16 protein-coding genes are annotated in these 17,306 nt (G+C 61.3%); 9 read left to right on the top strand and 7 right to left on the bottom strand.

The annotated features are described in order from the left end of the window. From HJC04_RS07960 to HJC04_RS07950, 3 genes are all read left to right on the top strand, one after another. Positions 1–612, top strand: a complete 612-nt coding sequence (locus HJC04_RS07960; RefSeq protein ID WP_221145607.1) for a flavin reductase family protein — start codon at positions 1–3, stop codon at positions 610–612. A gap of 80 nt (positions 613–692) precedes the next feature. After that, complete coding sequence (locus tag HJC04_RS07955) at positions 693–1,187, top strand: heme-degrading domain-containing protein (protein ID WP_221145605.1); 495 nt, start codon at positions 693–695, stop codon at positions 1,185–1,187. Positions 1,188–1,320: 133 nt separating this feature from the next. Further along, positions 1,321–1,944, top strand: coding sequence for a DUF2799 domain-containing protein (locus HJC04_RS07950; RefSeq protein WP_210630561.1), 624 nt, complete (start codon positions 1,321–1,323; stop codon positions 1,942–1,944). 63 nt (positions 1,945–2,007) lie between these two features. On the opposite strand, the gene HJC04_RS07945 is transcribed toward HJC04_RS07950, so the two are convergent. Further along, positions 2,008–3,267, bottom strand: coding sequence for an AGE family epimerase/isomerase (locus tag HJC04_RS07945; RefSeq protein WP_210630562.1), 1,260 nt, complete (start codon positions 3,265–3,267; stop codon positions 2,008–2,010). 168 nt (positions 3,268–3,435) lie between these two features. Here HJC04_RS07945 and metH point away from each other — a divergent pair, with 168 nt between their 5' ends. Then, positions 3,436–7,209 carry a methionine synthase gene (metH, locus tag HJC04_RS07940; protein ID WP_221145603.1) on the top strand — a complete coding sequence of 1,258 codons (3,774 nt, stop codon included), beginning with the start codon at positions 3,436–3,438 and terminating at the stop codon, positions 7,207–7,209. Between the two features lie 159 nt (positions 7,210–7,368). Here metH and HJC04_RS07935 read toward each other — a convergent pair whose 3' ends face one another. From HJC04_RS07935 to HJC04_RS07920, 4 genes are read right to left on the bottom strand one after another with little or no spacing between them, the layout of a single operon-like run. Further along, positions 7,369–7,797 carry a hypothetical protein gene (locus HJC04_RS07935; RefSeq protein WP_210630564.1) on the bottom strand — a complete coding sequence of 143 codons (429 nt, stop codon included), beginning with the start codon at positions 7,795–7,797 and terminating at the stop codon, positions 7,369–7,371. Between the two features lie 6 nt (positions 7,798–7,803). Beyond that, on the bottom strand, positions 7,804–8,058 hold the full coding sequence (locus HJC04_RS07930; RefSeq protein WP_210630565.1) for a type II toxin-antitoxin system prevent-host-death family antitoxin: 255 nt from the start codon (positions 8,056–8,058) through the stop codon (positions 7,804–7,806). A 59-nt stretch (positions 8,059–8,117) separates the two neighbouring features. Beyond that, positions 8,118–8,882, bottom strand: a complete 765-nt coding sequence (locus HJC04_RS07925; protein ID WP_210630566.1) for a GntR family transcriptional regulator — start codon at positions 8,880–8,882, stop codon at positions 8,118–8,120. Next, positions 8,879–9,763 (bottom strand): N-acetylglucosamine kinase, encoded by an 885-nt coding sequence (locus tag HJC04_RS07920; RefSeq protein ID WP_210630567.1) that lies wholly within the window; start codon positions 9,761–9,763, stop codon positions 8,879–8,881. The genes HJC04_RS07925 and HJC04_RS07920 overlap by 4 nt, the downstream gene beginning before the upstream one ends. A gap of 528 nt (positions 9,764–10,291) precedes the next feature. Between HJC04_RS07920 and HJC04_RS07915 the strand changes: the two genes are divergently transcribed. The 5 genes from HJC04_RS07915 to HJC04_RS07895 all read left to right on the top strand — a co-directional run bounded on the left by HJC04_RS07915 (position 10,292) and on the right by HJC04_RS07895 (position 15,666). After that, complete coding sequence (locus tag HJC04_RS07915) at positions 10,292–11,551, top strand: ABC transporter substrate-binding protein (RefSeq protein ID WP_221145601.1); 1,260 nt, start codon at positions 10,292–10,294, stop codon at positions 11,549–11,551. A gap of 248 nt (positions 11,552–11,799) precedes the next feature. Further along, positions 11,800–12,747, top strand: a complete 948-nt coding sequence (locus HJC04_RS07910; RefSeq protein ID WP_210630569.1) for a carbohydrate ABC transporter permease — start codon at positions 11,800–11,802, stop codon at positions 12,745–12,747. 9 nt (positions 12,748–12,756) lie between these two features. Continuing rightward, complete coding sequence (locus HJC04_RS07905; protein ID WP_221145599.1) at positions 12,757–13,596, top strand: carbohydrate ABC transporter permease; 840 nt, start codon at positions 12,757–12,759, stop codon at positions 13,594–13,596. Beyond that, complete coding sequence (locus HJC04_RS07900) at positions 13,593–14,654, top strand: Gfo/Idh/MocA family protein (protein WP_221145597.1); 1,062 nt, start codon at positions 13,593–13,595, stop codon at positions 14,652–14,654. Before HJC04_RS07905 ends, HJC04_RS07900 begins: the two co-directional genes overlap by 4 nt. 10 nt (positions 14,655–14,664) lie before the next feature. After that, positions 14,665–15,666: an ABC transporter ATP-binding protein gene (locus tag HJC04_RS07895; RefSeq protein WP_210630572.1), complete on the top strand. Its 1,002-nt coding sequence runs from the start codon at positions 14,665–14,667 to the stop codon at positions 15,664–15,666. Positions 15,667–15,733: 67 nt separating this feature from the next. Here HJC04_RS07895 and HJC04_RS07890 read toward each other — a convergent pair whose 3' ends face one another. Further along, on the bottom strand, positions 15,734–16,039 hold the full coding sequence (locus HJC04_RS07890; protein ID WP_210630573.1) for an NIPSNAP family protein: 306 nt from the start codon (positions 16,037–16,039) through the stop codon (positions 15,734–15,736). Positions 16,040–16,234: 195 nt separating this feature from the next. Then, positions 16,235–17,296, bottom strand: coding sequence for an ABC transporter ATP-binding protein (locus tag HJC04_RS07885; RefSeq protein ID WP_210630574.1), 1,062 nt, complete (start codon positions 17,294–17,296; stop codon positions 16,235–16,237). Positions 17,297–17,306: the final 10 nt, after the last annotated feature.

The following is a 17,306-nucleotide window of genomic DNA, read 5'->3' as shown; positions in this document are numbered from 1 at the left end:
ATGGCCGTCTCCTTCGATTTCAAAGAGCTTTCGGAGCGCGAGCGTTACAAGCTGATGATCGGCACGATCATCCCGCGGCCGATCGCGCTAGTGACGACGGTCGACGAGCATGGCCGGATCAACGCGGCGCCCTTCAGCTTCTTCAACTGCCTGTCGGCCGAACCGCCGATCCTGGCGATCGGCGTCGAGAACAATGCGGATATGTCGTTCAAGGATACCGGCCACAATATCCGCATGACCGAAGTCTTCACGGTCAACATCGTCTCCTTCGCCATCGCCGAGGCAATGCATGTCTGCGGCAGCAAATACCCGCGCGGCATCGACGAGTTGAAGGAAGCCGGGTTGACGGCGGTGCCGGGCGAGAAGGTGGTGTCGCCGTTCATCGCCGAGGCACCGGCCGCCTTCGAATGCCGGCGGCATGTGACGCTGGAGCTTGGCCGCTCGCGGCAGATCGTCATGGGCGAAATCCTCTACGCGCATTATCGTGACGGCGTCGTCGATCCCGAGAGGCTGCATGTCGATCCTGCGGCGGTCGATGCCATTGCGCGATTGGGCGGCGATACCTGCGCCACCATCCGCGACCGTTTCGAGATGCTGACGCCGAAGCTCTGATAGACCCAAGTTTTGCTTTACTTTTTCTCTTCTGATGAGAATGGTCTGCAGCGGATCATTGCAGGAGAGGAGCGCCTATCATGACAATCGACAACGATCTCAGTCGGATCGCCGAGCAGGAAAATGCGCTGAGCTTCGACGCCTTCGATCTCACCACTGCCTGGCAGCTCGGCAAGCTTCTGCAGGAACTCGCCAGCGAGCGCGGCCTCGGGATCGCGATCGACGTGACGCTGCATTCGATGCCGGTCTTCTACGCAGCATTGCCGGGCGTGACGCCTGACAACGTCAACTGGGTCCGCCGCAAGCGCAACATGGTTCTGCGCTATTTCCGCAGCAGCTATGCCTCCGGCCTGAAGCTCAGCAAGGATGGCAAGACCGTCGAGGATAACGGGCTTGATGGCGCCGATTATGCGCCGCATGGCGGCAGTTTTCCGATCAACGTCAAAGGCACCGGCTGCATCGGCGCCGTGACCGTCTCCGGCCTGCCGCAGCGCGACGACCACAATCTTGTGGTCGAGGCCTTAGCGCTGATGCTGGCGAAAGATCTGGATACGTTGCGACTCGCTCCGCTCTGAGGTGGCGCGCGCCGCCCTAATTTCGACAGAAAAAAGCCATGAAAAATGCAAAATCGCGCCGCCGCTCCGGTGACGCGGCCTTGTCCTGCAGTTAAGGTGCGGCATCCGCCCTCCTTAACCTTCCCGGGACGCTATGATCCGCTTGTTCTTTGCGCTTGCCGCCGCCATCGGTTTCGGTCTTTTGCTTGCCTCCTGCAATACGCTGTCCAAGGAGGAATGTGTTGCCGCCGACTGGCGGGTGATCGGCGAGAGCGACGGGGCCGCAGGCTATGAGCCGCAGCAGCGTTTCGCCGCGCATGCGAAATCCTGCGAACGCGTGAAGATCGTGCCGGATCAAACGATCTGGTTCCAGGGATACCAGTCCGGCCTGGTGCGTTACTGCACGCCCCTCAGCGGTCTGGCGCGCGGCCAGGCGGGCAGTGGCTACGCCAATGTCTGCCCGCCCGAAACGGCATCCGGCTTCCTGCGCGGCTTCAACCTCGGCAGCAAGCAGCACGGGCTACAGGAGCGACTCAATTCGATGCAGAACGATTACAGCTCCAAGGAGGCTGAAATCGACGAGCTGTCCGACAGGCTGAAGGATGCGAAGGACGGCGACAGGTCGGAGTTACGCCGGCGGATCGAGGATCTCGAAGACGACATGCACGACATTCGTCGCGACCAGCGCGACGTGCAGGACGAACTCGACCGTGTAAACGAGGATGTCGAGTGGTTCCAGCGCAACCCCACCGCAGAGTTGAGGGCACCGGGCTATTGAAGTTTGCAGCCCAGCGCGTCTTTTCAGACGCGCTGGGGGGACGGTGAACTTTGGATCGATGTCTCAGAGCCTGCCGCCGACGTCGGCAATGCCCTTCGTCAGGCTGCCGGTTGCCGGAAAGAGCGGGATGAGGCAGGCCTGCAGGGCGTGGTAGATATCGCCCTTACCTGGGAAAAGCGAGTGCGACGGGATGAGATCCTCCGTCAGTTCCTCATGCCAGCCGCCGTTCCTGTGATCGATGAAGGCGCGCTCGATGACGTTCCAGATCTTGCGGTAACATTCCTCGTGGTAGTCGCTCGGCAGGTGCTCGTTGAGGAAGTGTGCGGCGGCAGCACCTTCGCAGGCCGGCCACCAGAGCTTGTTGCGCTTGGCCGGTTTATCCGCCCAGTCGAGGGTGTAGAAGAAGCCGCCCTTGTCGTTGTCCCAGCCGAGGACCATGGATTGCTCGAAAAGGGCTTTCGCCGCATCCGGCATCCATTCGATGCGTTTGCCGCCGAGCGCCCAGAGCTGCAGGATGAGGCGGGCCCATTCCAGCCAATGGCCGGGCGTCGTGCCGGCCGGACGGAACATTTCGTTCGGATGATAGTAATCCTTATCGAGGTTCCATTCGGCATCGAAATGTTCGGCGACGCGCCAGTCGACCGAACCGGCCGCGCGGCGGATGACGAGATCGGCGATGCTTTCGGCCTTGGCGAGGTATTCCTTGTCACCGGTGGCTTCGAAGGCGGCCATCAGCGCCTCGGTCAGGTGCATGTTGGAGTTCTGGCCGCGATAGGCGCCGCCCTCGAGCGGCTGCCAGTCGGCGGTGAATTCCTCGGCGATGGCGCCGTGGCGCGGCTCCCAGAACCTGGTGTTCAGGATCTCGGTGATATCGGCGAGCATGCCGTCGGCAAGCGGATGGCCGATCGTCTTGGCCGACGAGGCGGCGAGCAGCACGAAAGCATGACCGTAACCCTGCTTGTTGGAATCGACCGGACCATTATTGTCGAGCGACCAGAAATAGCCGCCATTCTTGCGGTCACGATGGTGGTTCCAGAGATAGTCCATGCCGTGGTCGACGACATTGGAGGCGCCGGGACGGCCGAGCAGGGCGCCGATCGAAAAACAATGGACCGCGCGCGCCGCGATATGGATGCCGCGCACCTGGCCCTCGGCATCGAGGGGCCGGCCGGCGTCGTCGAGATCGTAGAAGCCGCCCTTGGGATTGATCGAATCATGCTGGAAGAAATCGAAGAGACCATTAGCCTGCGCCAGCAGCCAGCTGCGGTGATAGGCGCGGCTTGTCCAGTTTCCAAGCGCGGCGTTGCCGGTTGCGGATGCCATGATACTCCTCCGATTTCGTGCACAAGCCTGGCAAAGGCCTATATAGGGCTCGGGCGAGCCTGTCATCGGCGAAGCTTTGCGAAGCACGAAATCGATAGTCATATATTGACATAAAGATATCTTTATGTGATCTGAAAGTCTGGTCTTACGACGTCAAGGAGCCCGCCCGTGTTTGACAATCTCTTTGGTCCGGAAACGGGCAAGCGTGACGGCAGTGAAGTTTTCGCCGCTTTGAAAAAGGCCGCGAGCGAGCGCATCCTTGTTCTCGACGGCGCCATGGGCACGCAGATCCAGGGGCTCGGCTATGACGAAGACCAGTTCCGCGGAACCCGCTTCATCGGCTGCGCCTGCCATCAGAAGGGCAATAACGACCTTCTGATCCTGAGCCAGCCGGATGCGATCGAAGAAATCCATTACAAATACGCCAAGGCCGGCGCCGATATCCTCGAGACCAACACCTTCTCCTCGACCCGCATCGCCCAGGCCGATTACCAGATGGAAGGCGAGGTCTATGCGCTGAACAAGGAAGGTGCGGAGATCGTCCGCCGCGCGGCGATCCGCGCCGAACGCGAGGACGGCCGCCGTCGTTTCGTCGCCGGCGCCATCGGTCCAACCAACCGCACCGCCTCGATCTCGCCCGACGTCAACAATCCTGGCTTCCGCGCCGTCACCTTCGACGACCTCAGGGAAGCCTATGGCGAGCAGATCGACGGGCTGATCGACGGCGGCGCCGACATCATCCTGATCGAGACGATCTTCGACACCCTGAATGCCAAGGCCGCGATCTTCGCCTGCGAGGAGCGTTTCGAGGCCAAGGGCGTGCGCCTGCCGGTGATGATCTCCGGCACGATCACCGACCTTTCCGGCCGCACGCTCTCCGGCCAGACGCCGTCGGCTTTCTGGAACTCGGTGCGCCACGCCAATCCTTTCACGATCGGCCTCAACTGCGCGCTCGGGGCTAACGCGATGCGCCCGCACCTGCAGGAGCTTTCGGGCGTCGCCGATACCTTTATCTGCGCCTATCCGAATGCCGGCCTGCCGAACGAGTTCGGCCAGTACGACGAAACGCCGGAGCTGATGGCGGCACAGATCGACAGCTTCGCGCGTGAAGGCCTGGTCAATATCGTCGGCGGCTGCTGCGGCTCGACGCCGGAACATATCAGGGCGATTGCCGAGACCGTTGCGAAATACAAGCCGCGCCCGATCCCGGAGCATCGCCCCTTCATGTCGCTGTCGGGTCTCGAACCCTTCGAACTGACCAAGGACATTCCTTTCGTCAATGTCGGCGAGCGCACCAACGTCACCGGCTCGGCGAAGTTCCGCAAGCTGATTACCAATGCCGATTACACGGCGGCACTCGACGTCGCCCGCGACCAGGTCGAAAACGGCGCGCAGGTGATCGACATCAACATGGACGAGGGCCTGATCGATTCCGAGAAGGCGATGGTCGAGTTCCTCAACCTGATCGCCGCCGAGCCCGACATTGCCCGCGTGCCTGTCATGATCGACTCGTCGAAATTCTCGATCATCGAATCCGGCCTGAAGCGGGTGCAGGGCAAGCCGATCGTCAACTCGATCTCGCTGAAGGAAGGCGAGGAGAACTTTCTCGCCCAAGCGCGGCTCCTGCGCAATTACGGCGCTGCCGTCGTCGTCATGGCCTTCGACGAAACCGGGCAGGCCGACAATTACGACCGCAAGGTCGAGATCTGCACGCGCGCTTACAAGCTGTTGACCGAGAAGATCGGTTTTCCGCCCGAGGACATCATCTTCGACCCGAACATCTTTGCGGTCGCGACCGGCATCGAAGAGCACAATAATTACGGCGTCGACTTCATAGAGGCGACGCGGACGATCCGTGAGCGCATGCCGCTCGTGCATATCTCTGGCGGCGTCTCCAACCTGTCCTTCTCGTTCCGCGGCAACGAGCCGGTGCGCGAGGCGATGCATGCGGTGTTTCTCTACCACGCCATCCAGGCCGGCATGGACATGGGCATCGTCAATGCCGGCCAGCTCGCCGTCTACGACAACATCGATCCCGAGCTGCGCGAGGCCTGCGAGGACGTGGTGCTCAACCGCCGCGCCGACAGCACCGAGCGGCTGCTCGAAGTGGCCGAGCGTTTCCGCGGCGCCGGGGCAAAGGAGGGTCGTGTCCAGGATCTCTCTTGGCGCGAATGGAGCGTCGAGAAGCGTCTCGAACATGCGCTGGTCAACGGCATCACCGAATATATCGAGGCCGATACGGAAGAGGCGCGCCGGCAGGCCGCCCGGCCGCTGCACGTCATCGAAGGACCGCTGATGGCCGGCATGAACGTCGTCGGCGACCTGTTCGGTTCGGGCAAGATGTTCCTGCCGCAGGTGGTCAAGTCGGCGCGCGTCATGAAGCAGGCGGTCGCCGTACTGCTGCCCTACATGGAAGAGGAAAAGCGCCTCAACGGCGGCGAGGAACGGCGGTCGGCAGGCAAGATCCTGATGGCGACGGTCAAGGGTGATGTGCACGATATCGGCAAGAACATCGTCGGCGTCGTGCTCGCCTGCAACAATTACGAGATCGTCGACCTCGGCGTCATGGTGCCGGCGACGAAGATCCTCGAAACAGCGATCGCCGAAAAGGTCGATATCATCGGCCTTTCCGGCCTGATCACGCCGTCGCTCGACGAGATGGTGCATGTCGCGGCCGAAATGGAGCGGCAGGGCTTCGAGATCCCGCTGCTGATCGGCGGTGCCACGACCAGCCGCGTGCATACCGCCGTGAAGATCCATCCCGGCTACGACAAGGGACAGGCGATCTACGTGACCGATGCGAGCCGCGCCGTCGGCGTCGTCTCGGCGCTGCTCTCGCCAGAAACGCGGCAGGGTTACGTCGACGATGTAAGAGCCGAATATGCCAAGGTGGCCGCCGCTCATGCCCGGAGCGAAGCGGAGAAGGTGCGCCTGCCGCTGGCACGAGCCCGCGAGAATGCGCATAAGGTCGACTGGTCGGCCTACAAGCCGACGAGGCCTGAGTTCTTCGGCACGCGGGTGTTCGAGGATTACGATCTGGCCGAGCTTGCCAGATATATCGACTGGACGCCGTTCTTCCAGACCTGGGAATTGCGCGGCCGTTTCCCGGCCATTCTCGAAGACGAGAAGCAGGGCGAGGCGGCGCGTGCGCTCTGGGCCGATGCGCAGGCCATGCTGAAGAAGATCATCGGCGAGAAGTGGTTCCGCCCGCGCGCCGTCATCGGCTTCTGGCCGGCCGGCGCTGTCGGCGACGATATCCGCCTCTTCACGGATGAAAGCCGCAGCAAGGAGCTTGCCACTTTCTACACGCTTCGCCAGCAGCTTTCGAAGCGGGACGGGCGGGCGAACGTGGCGCTTTCGGACTTCGTGGCGCCTGTCACCAGCGGCGTTCAGGACTATGTCGGCGGCTTCGTGGTAACGGCCGGCATCGAGGAAATCGCCATTGCCGAACGGTTTGAGCGGTCGAACGACGACTATTCCTCAATCCTCGTCAAGGCGCTGGCCGACCGCTTCGCCGAAGCCTTTGCCGAGCGCATGCATGAGCAGGTGCGGCGCGAATATTGGGGCTATGCAAGAGATGAGCACCTCAGCAACGAGGATCTGATCGGCGAAGCCTATGCCGGCATCCGTCCGGCGCCCGGTTATCCCGCCCAGCCCGACCACACGGAAAAGGCAACGCTCTTCAAGTTGCTCGATGCGGAAAAAGCCGCCGGAGTGAAACTGACTGAAAGCTATGCGATGTGGCCCGGCTCCTCCGTATCCGGCATCTATATCGGCCACCCCGACTCCTATTATTTCGGCGTCGCCAAGGTCGAGCGCGATCAGGTGGAGGACTATGCCAAGCGCAAGGGCATGGAGGTTTCCGATGTCGAGCGTTGGCTCGGGCCGGTACTGAATTATGTGCCGCGCAAGGCGGATGAGGAGATTGAGGACGCGGCGTAGAGACGTTCGCCGCTGTTAATACAATGAATCAAGAGACGATGAAGCCGGAAAGTGATTCAGTTTCCGGCTTCATGCTTTTGAAATTGAACGTGAAAACTATGCTGCAGCTTTGATTTTGCCGCATGTCGTCCCTCGAAAGCCGCTCTTGAGCGATAGGCATCAGCGGCGGACGGGATCGCTCTTCCTGGCTTTGGCAAGATCAAGAAATTTCCCTTTGATCGTTACGAAAAGACTGGGCGGAATGAAGCCGTAGGCGAATATTCCCTCGCTGCCCGGTACGGGCGAAAGCCCGCCATTCGGCCATTCATCGATATTATGTTCGGAGACGATGACCCAACTCGGCGCGTCGTCCAGACCGATTGCCTGCTTCACTTTCGGCGGGATTTCTATTCCGACCGTGTCGCCGGATGGCGGCGTATGCGTGATCGGCAGCAGAACGACGTAGCGCGGATTGGCGAGGCTATCGCTTGCCGCGACGAGGCAGGCGGGCCTGTCCTTGCCTTGGTCGCGACCCGCCGATGCTTCGCGCGACCAGAGGTAATCATAGCGCACGACGAGGCCGGGCTTAGGTTCGGGAATTGCGGCCATGCGGCTTTATTTCAGCAGTTCATCGAGAGGGGCATGCGCGGCATCCATCTCCGCTCTTTCGACGGCATCGATGACGACGGACAAGGCGTCGGCTGTGACGTGCGTCCGCTGCGCGGCGGCCCTCAGCCAATCATAGTGCTCGGCCGACATCAGCACGAATTCGCGGCGGCCATGACGGGTGATTTCGACAGGCTCGCGCTGTGCCTGATGCTGAAACTCACCGAATTTTCGCTGAAACTCCAGAGACGTGGTTCGAGTCATGATAGGATTCCAAACTTCAATACGCGGATTATACGTATAATTTGGATAAGCTCAAGCCGTCAGCTCACCCCGATCGTCAGCTCGGCCACGAAGTCGTAGGCATCGCCGCGATAGAGCGAGCGGGTGAACTCCACGGCACGGCCGGAGCCGAGATAGGAGATGCGTTCGATCGACAGGCCGGCCGCACCCACGGAGACGCCGAGAAGCTGGGCGTCGGCTTCCTTCATATTGGTCGCCGAAATGCGCTGGACGGCGCGCACCGGACGGACGTTGAGGCGTTCGAGTTCGGCGTAGAGCGAATTGGTGACGGAGGAGGGATCGGGGAGGAATTCGCCGGAGACGCTGGCATTCTCGATTGCCAGCGGCTGGTCGTCGGCGATCCGCAGGCGCGAGAGGCGCGAAACCTTCACGCCCGCGGCGAGGCCAAGGATCATCATCTCGTCGGGCGAGGGGGTATGAATGCCCTTATGCAGCCATTCCGAGCGGGAGGACATGCCGCGGCGTGCCATGTCTTCGGTGAAAGAGGTGAGCTGCGACAGGCGCTGCTCGACCTTGGAGACCGGCTTGGCGACAAAGGTGCCCGAGCCGTGGCGGCGCACCAACAGGCCGTCGGCGACGAGTTCGTCGATCGCCTTGCGCACGGTGACCCGGCTGACGGCGGCAAGTTCGGCGATGTCGCGCTCCGGCGGCAGCGCGTCGCCGTGACCAAGCGTGCCGGCGCGCACGGCCTCTTCGAGCGTGCGGCGCAGCTTGACGTAGAGCGGGCCGGTGCCGGCCGCCTGCAGGCGTTCCAGGGAGAGGATTGTGGCGAGATCATCGGTCATGCCGCACCTCTCTGTCGCTCATTCAGGAGCTTGACCGCAAGTTCCACCGCGCCTTGAAGGGCATCGTTTTTCGGTTTGGCAAGCAGCGGCCTGTAGCGTTGGGGAAGCCAGGGCTCATAGGCTACCGCAAGACCGCCAAGCAGGCAGATTGACGGGCATCCGGGCCAGAGCAGCGCTTCAAGGCTTTCGCCGATCGCCGTTGCCGCGTCCGTGACGATGGCGACCGCGACCGTATCGCCCCTCGTTGCATGTTCGAAGACTGCAGGCGCGTAACGGGCAAAATCCGTCGGTCTTGCCGAATGCGCAAATTCGACAATGCGCTCGGGATCATTGCCGTATTCGGCCATGACCGCTTCGGTGATCGCGGAAGCCGGGCGCACGCCGTCATGGGCGAGCAGCGATCGTTCCATGAGGTCGCGGCCCAGGCGGGCGCCGCTTGCCTGGTCGCCGACGACGAAGCCCCAGCCGCCGATGCCGTTCAGCCGACCGTCTTTCCGGGCGTTATAGACCGAGCCGGTGCCGAAAGCACCGACAATGCCGTCGCCATCGCCGAGCGCGCCCTGGAGCGCGATCAGCGCGTCGGTAACAACGCGGCCTTCGGCAAAGGGCAGGGCCTTTTCGATTCGCTGGCCATAATCCGTGACGTTGGCGCCAGCGACGCCGACGACCGCTGCGACGGAGGAAATTGTTTCCGCGGCGAGCCCGGCATCGCGCAAAGCCTGCCGGGCGGAGTCGACGATATTGAGAAGAGAATTGTCCAGATCGGACAGGATATTGGCAGGCCCCGATTTGCCGCGGCCGATGATAGTGCCGTTTCTGTCCGCGACCGCGGCCCGGCAGCTCGTTCCGCCGCCATCTATGCCGATTGCAAGCTCTGTCATCGGACCTCCGAATACGCCGTTCCCACCTGTTTTTCCTACAATACCAAAAAAATACCATTTACCAAGTGGGAATGGCTGAGAAATTGCGCCTTTTTATCTATTTGATTTTACTTAATAAAAATTTTTAATGAAGCCGTGGAGGCCAAAAAGTTAAAATTCGTCTGGACAATTGGTATTTTTTTGGCCTTAATTCGACAAAAGGGAACAGCGTTTCGAAGCCCACGAAAACCGGCACCAGAGCCAAGCCGGAACCGCTTCGAGGATGATTGCCAGAATGCCAGCGGCCCTGTTGGTCCGGCGATGGAATTCAGGCATCCATTGGCTTTCCCATGATTTTCGGCGCGTCCGGTGCAGTCACCGAAAAGCGCGCAGTCCGGCCGCAGGCGATCCGCCTTCGTGTCCGTCGAGCTTTCGGGACCGGCAGCCGCTGGCGGTCCTCCAAGGGGCGTTGGGTGTTTCCTCATACACGCCAATTGCTTGTTTCAGATCGAAAACGGCGCTTTCCGGCGCTAAAAACAGGAGAGGGAAATGAAAAACACTGCTCTGAAAAGCCTGCTGCTTGCCTCAAGCCTGCTGACGTCGACAGGTCTCGTCCATGCCGCCGATGTCACGCTGACCGTCGAAAGCTGGCGTAACGACGACCTGCAGATCTGGCAGGAAAAGATCATTCCGGCGTTCGAAGCGAAAAACCCCGGTATCAAAGTCGTCTTCTCGCCGACCGCGCCGACTGAATACAACGCTTCGCTGAACGCCAAGCTCGATGCCGGTTCCGCAGGCGATATCATCACCTGCCGTCCGTTCGATGCCTCGCTCGAACTCTTCAATAAGAAGCAGCTCGTCGATATCACCAGCCTGCCGGGCATGGAGAATTTCTCGCCGGTCGCCAAGGCCGCCTGGACGACCGACGACGGCAAGTCGACCTTCTGCGTGCCGATGGCTTCGGTCATCCACGGCTTCATCTACAACAAGGATGCCTTCGACAAGCTCGGCATCTCCGTGCCGAAGACGCAGGACGAGTTCTACGCAGCCCTCGATAAGATCAAGGCCGATGGCACCTATATTCCGCTTGCCATGGGCACGAAGGATCTCTGGGAAGCCGCCACCATGGGCTACCAGAACATCGGCCCGAACTACTGGAAGGGTGAAGAGGGCCGCGAAGCCCTGATCGCGGGCAAGCAGAAGCTGACCGATCCGGAGTGGGTCAAACCGTTTGAGGAGCTTGCCAAGTGGAAGCCTTATCTCGGTGACGGTTTCGAAGCCCAGACCTATTCGGACAGCCAGAACCTCTTCACGCTCGGCCGCGCCGCGATCTATCCGGCTGGTTCCTGGGAAATTGCGCTCTTCAACACGCAGGCGCAGTTCAAGATGGGCGCCTTCCCGCCGCCGGTTCCGAAGGCCGGTGACCAGGGCTACATCTCCGACCATCCCGATATCGGCGTCGCCTTGAACGCGAAGAGCACGCATGCCGAGGAAGCCAAGAAGTTCCTCAGCTGGGTCGCTTCGCCTGAGTTCGCCGATATCTACGCCAATGCACTGCCGGGCTTCTTCAGCCTGAACTCCAACCCGGTGAAGATGTCCGATCCGCTTGCTCAGGAATTCGTCTCCTGGCGCGGCCCGTACAAGTCGACCGTGCGTTCGACCTACCAGATCCTGTCGCGCGGCACGCCGAACCTTGAAAACGAGACCTGGGTCGAATCGGCCAATGTGATCAACGGCACGGATACGCCGAAGGTCGCCGCCGAGAAGCTGCAGAAGGGCCTCGACAGCTGGTACAAGCCGGCCAAGTGATGTGAAACCCCTCCCCAACCCCTTCCTACAAGGGGAGGGGCTTAGCCTGCCGCAAAAAAGCGGTTCCGGCAGGGAGGGAATCGCTCCGCGAGTCTTCTTCCCCCTTGTGGGGAAGATGGCCGGAAGGCCAAAAGGGGTCTTTCGTCACGCAGAGGCATGGCGGTTCGCCTTAGCGAAGAAGCACCCTGACGGTGCATAAAAGTCCAGCTTCCCGGCTCCAAGATCTATCTAGCAACAAGGCAAAAGCCATGAGCGAAACCCACAACGCGGCCGAAATCGTCCCGATCAAGCGCCCGGTGCGCTGGCACATCTTCGTCTTCATGCTGCCCGCCGTGATCGTTTATTCCGCCGTCATGGTGCTGCCGCTCATCGAGACGCTCAGGCTGTCGCTTTACAACACGGTCGACGGGCAATCAGCTTTTGTCGGACTTGCGAATTTCAAGGTTCTGTTCGGCGATCCGCGCTGGGCGCATGATTTCTGGAACGCGCTCGTCAACAATCTGATCTTCTTCGCCATCCATATGTGCGTGCAGAACCCGATCGGCATTGCGCTCGCAGCCCTGCTTTCGGTGCCGAAGCTGCGCGGTGTCGCCTTCTACCGCACGGCGATGTTCCTGCCGACGCTGCTCTCCTTCGTCATCGTCGGTTTCATCTGGAAGCTGATCCTTTCACCGATCTGGGGTGTCGCGCCCTGGATGCTCGATCTCATCGGCCTGAAATTCCTGTTCGCACCTTGGCTCGGCAAGCCGGGTTCGGCGCTGATCGCCGTGTCGCTGATCTCCAACTGGCAATATATCGGCATTCCCATGATGCTTATCTATGCAGCGCTTCTCAGCATCCCCGAAGAGGTGATCGAGGCTGCCGAATGCGACGGCGTCACCGGCTGGGCGCAGTTCTGGAAGATCAAGCTGCCGCTCATCCTGCCGGCGATCGGCATCATCTCTATCCTCACCTTCGTCGGCAATTTCAACGCATTCGACCTGATCTACACCGTGCAGGGGGCGCTTGCCGGGCCTGACATGTCGACCGACATTCTCGGCACGCTGCTCTACCGCACCTTCTTCGGTTTCCAGCTGCAGCTCGGCGACCGCTCGATGGGTGCGACGATCGCCACCGTGATGTTCCTCATCATTCTCGCCGGCGTCTCGCTTTATCTCTTCGTCATCCAGCGGCGCATGCGTCGCTACCAGTTCTGAGGAGCGCGCATGTCCAAGGCACGCACATCTCCCATCCGCACCGGCCTCGTGCACCTGGCGCTCGGCGCCTATACCCTGGTCGCGCTGTTTCCGGTGTTCCTGACCATCGTCAATTCGTTCAAGGATCGCAGCTCGATCTTCCGCGAACCGCTGATGATCCCGACGCCGTCGACCTTCAGCCTCGTCGGCTACCAGACTGTGCTCGGGCAGGGCGATTTCGCCACCTATTTCCAGAACAGCTTCATCGTGACTGTTGTTTCGATTCTGCTGGTGCTGCTCTTCGGCGCCATGGCGGCCTTCGCGCTGTCGGAATACCGTTTCCGCGGCAATCTGCTGCTCGGGCTCTACATGGCGATCGGCATCATGATCCCGATCCGTCTCGGCACTGTGGCGATCCTGCAGGGCATGGTTGCGGCCGGCCTCGTCAATACGCTGACGGCGCTCGTCCTCGTCTATACCGCGCAGGGCATACCGCTCGCGATCTTCATCCTGTCGGAATTCATGCGCACGGTGTCGGACGACCTGAAGAATGCCGGGCGCATCGACGGGCTCTCGGAATATGCGATCTTCTTCCGCCTGGTGCTACCGCTGGTGCGCCCGGCCATGGCGACGGTCGCCGTCTTCACGATGATCCCGATCTGGAACGATCTCTGGTTCCCGCTGATCCTGGCGCCTGCCGAAAGCACCAAGACAGTGACGCTCGGCTCGCAGATTTTCATCGGTCAGTTCGTCACCAATTGGAACGCCGTGCTGGCCGCCTTGTCGCTCGCCATCCTGCCGATCCTCGTCCTTTACGTCATCTTCTCGCGGCAGCTGATCCGCGGCATCACGTCGGGAGCCGTCAAATGAGCCAGGAGAAACCGATCCGCGTCCTCGTTGCCGGCCTCGGCAATATGGGCCGCAGCCACGCGCTCGCCTATCACAACAATCCGGGCTTCGAGATCGTCGGTCTCGTCAACCGCTCGACACCGGAGCTGGAGCCCGCGCTGCAGGGCTATACTGTCCACCCCGACTTCGCGACGGCGCTTGCGGAGCTGAAGCCGGATCTCTGCTCGATCAACACCTATTCCGACAGTCATGCCGACTACGCTGTCGCCGCTTTCGAGGCGGGCTGTCATGTTTTCGTGGAGAAGCCGCTGGCGACCACCGTCGCCGATGCCGAGCGGGTCGCGGCGGCGGCTGAGAAGGCCGGGCGCAAGCTGGTGATCGGTTATATCCTGCGGCATCACCCATCCTGGACGAAGCTGATCGAGGAGGCGCGCAAGCTCGGCCCGCCTTACGTCTTCCGCATGAACCTCAACCAGCAGTCCAGCGGCCCGACCTGGGCGACGCACAAGTCGCTGATGCGCACGACCTCGCCGATTGTCGATTGCGGCGTTCATTATGTCGACGTGATGTGCCAGATCACCGACGCCAGGGCCGTCGAGGTGCGCGGCATGGGGCTGCGCCTGTCCGATGAGATCGCTGCCGACATGTATAATTACGGTCAGCTGCAGGTGCTTTTCGAGGACGGTTCGGTCGGCTGGTACGAGGCCGGCTGGGGGCCGATGATCTCGGAGACCGCTTTCTTCGTGAAGGACGTGATGTCGCCGAAGGGGGCGGTGTCGATTGTCATGGATCCAAACGCCAAGTCCGACGATATCGACACGCACACCAAGACCTCCGTGATCCGTCTGCATACGGCCGAAACCGGCCCGGACGGCAAGTTCATCCGGCCAGACCAGGACATGAGGATGACGGGTGAGCCCGGTCATCAGGAGCTCTGCGACCTGGAACAGGCCTTCATGCTGAGGGCGATCCGTGAGGATCTGAACCTCGACCGCCATATGGCGGATGCGGTGGCGTCACTGCGCATCTGCCTTGCCGCCGACGAGAGCGTGCGCACCGGCCAGCCGGTCAGATTGTAAGGGAAAGACAGTGGGATCACTTCAACTCAAATCCATCCGCAAGACCTATGGCACGCATGAGGTGCTGAAAGGCATCGACCTCGAAGTCAGGGACGGCGAATTCGTCATCTTTGTCGGGCCGTCGGGCTGTGGGAAATCGACGCTGCTGCGCAGCATTGCGGGCCTTGAGGATGTCACCTCGGGCGCCGTGGTCATCAACGGCCGCGACGAAACGCTGACGCCGCCGGCCAAACGCGGCATCGCCATGGTGTTCCAGTCTTATGCGCTCTATCCGCACCTGACGGTCAAGGACAATATGGGCCTCGGCCTCAAGCAGGCCGGCACCTCCAGAGAGGAGATCGACAAACGCGTCGGCAAGGCGTCCGGCATGCTATCGCTGGCACCTTATCTCGCACGTCGGCCGGCAGAGCTTTCCGGCGGCCAGCGCCAGCGCGTCGCGATCGGCCGCGCCATCGTGCGCGAACCGGAACTCTTCCTGTTCGATGAGCCGCTGTCGAACCTCGATGCGGCGCTACGCGTGCAGACTCGCCTGGAAATCGCTCGGCTGCATCGTAGCCTGAAGGCGACGATGATCTACGTCACCCACGACCAGGTCGAGGCGATGACGCTTGCCGACAAGATCGTCGTGTTGAATGCCGGCGCGATCGAACAGATCGGCTCGCCGATGGAACTCTATAATCGCCCGGCCAACGTCTTCGTTGCCGGTTTCATCGGCTCGCCTCAGATGAATTTCATCCCGGGCGAGAAGGTCGGCGATCACAGCGCCAAGACGATCGGGGTGCGCCCCGAACACATGACGCTGTCGCGCGAGCAGGGGAGCTGGGCTGCGAAGGTCGTGCATGTCGAGCATCTCGGCGCCGACACGATCATCTATCTGGAATCCGACCAGTGCGGCCTGCTGACGGCGCGCCTCTTCGGCGAGCACCAGTATGAGCCCGACGAAATCGTCTATGCGACGCCGGACCAGGCGCGCGTGCATCGCTTCGATGCCGACGACCGGGCGATCCGCTGAGCGGTTGACGGAACGAATAGCCCCGCCAGCGTGCGGGGCTTTTTGCTTCCAGTCGGCGCGGGCTCGATCAGCCGAGGACGGGCCGCATGAAGCTGCGCTCATAGCTGACGATGCTGCGGTTTCGCTTGTCGAGTTCGAAAGCCGCCTGACATTCCGGATCGCTTGCCATGCGCGTGCGGTAGTCCTCGTAGGTGGCAAGGCTTGAGAAGGAAAACAATGCTACGGCAATGTTGTTGGCGCCTTCAGAGGGCAGGAAATAACCGTGATGGGTGCCGCCCATCCTATTGACGATCGGAATCCAGAGCCGGGCATATTCCTCGAATTCGGCAAGCTTGTATGGATCGATCACATAGCGCAGGTGGCAGGTAATCATTGAAATATCCCCTCGCGCAAAATACCGGGCCGCGGGCTGCCCGGCTCGTTTGGTTTATTCAACTTCTGGCACGAAGCTGGGAGAGTTCAAGCGCTTTGTCGTGATGGCTGCATCACCTTTTCTGACAGTTCGGGCGGCCTGAAATGAAAAAGGCGTTGCGTCGGCGGCGCCTTTCGCACGAGTTGCGTTTCCGGATCAGTCGCGGATGATCAGCAGGTCGGCTGCCATGAAGCGCAGCGTCACGGTTTCGCCGGCCTGCGGTGGCGTGGTGCCGGGGCTGTTGAACATGTCGAAGGAGATGACGTTGCCGCCGACATCCATTCGGGTGCGGATGACCGAGCCTAAGAAGTGAGCCGAGACGACTTGGCCCGTCAGCGCGGTGTCGCTTCTGGCGCTGTCGGAGAGGGAGCCGGCTTCCGGGCGCAGCGCCAGCGAGATGGTTTCGCCGGCCTTGTTGGCTGCGACCGACTGCTTCAGCGTGATCTTCTGATCGCCGATCTGGATGAGGTTGGCATCGGGATCGACGACCTTGGCCTCAATGAGGTTCAATGTGCCGACGAAGGAGGCGACGAAGCGCGTGGCTGGCGTGTTGTAGATCTCGAAGGGCGAACCGATCTGATCGGCCTTGCCGGCATTCATGACGACGATGCGATCGGAGATCGACAGCGCCTCTTCCTGATCGTGGGTGACGAAAACAGTGGTGATGCCGAGCTGTTGCTGGATCTGGCGGATTTCCTCGCGCAGCGACACGCGGATCTTGGCGTCGAGTGCGGAGAGCGGCTCGTCGAGCAACAGCACCTGCGGCTTGACGGCAAGCGCGCGGGCGAGCGCCACGCGCTGCTGCTGGCCGCCCGACATCTGGTAAGGGAAGCGATCGGCAAGGTGATCGAGCTTAATCAGGCCGAGCATTTCCTTGACGCGGGCGTCGATCTCGGGCTTGGCGGCGCCGGCGACCTTGAGGCCGAAGGCGACATTGTCGTGCACCGTCATGTTCGGGAACAACGCGTAGGCCTGGAAGACCATGCCGATATTGCGCTGGTTCGGCTTCAGCGAGCTCTGGTCCTTGCCGTTGATGGTCAGCGTGCCGCCGGTCGGTGTTTCAAAGCCGGCGATCATGCGCAAAACGGTCGTCTTGCCGCAGCCCGACGGTCCGAGGAAGGAGACGAATTCACCCTTCTCGATGTTCATGTTGAAGTTCTTGACGACCTGGACCGGGCCGAAGGATTTCTGAATGTTGTTTAGTGCGAGAAAGGACATGAGCCAGTTA

The sequence above is a fragment of the Rhizobium sp. NLR8a genome, from assembly GCF_019685235.1.
Classification (GTDB): Bacteria; Pseudomonadota; Alphaproteobacteria; order Rhizobiales; family Rhizobiaceae; genus Rhizobium.
The sequence above is the reverse complement of the archived record's forward strand: the minus strand, read 5'-3'. Positions and strand labels throughout refer to the sequence as shown.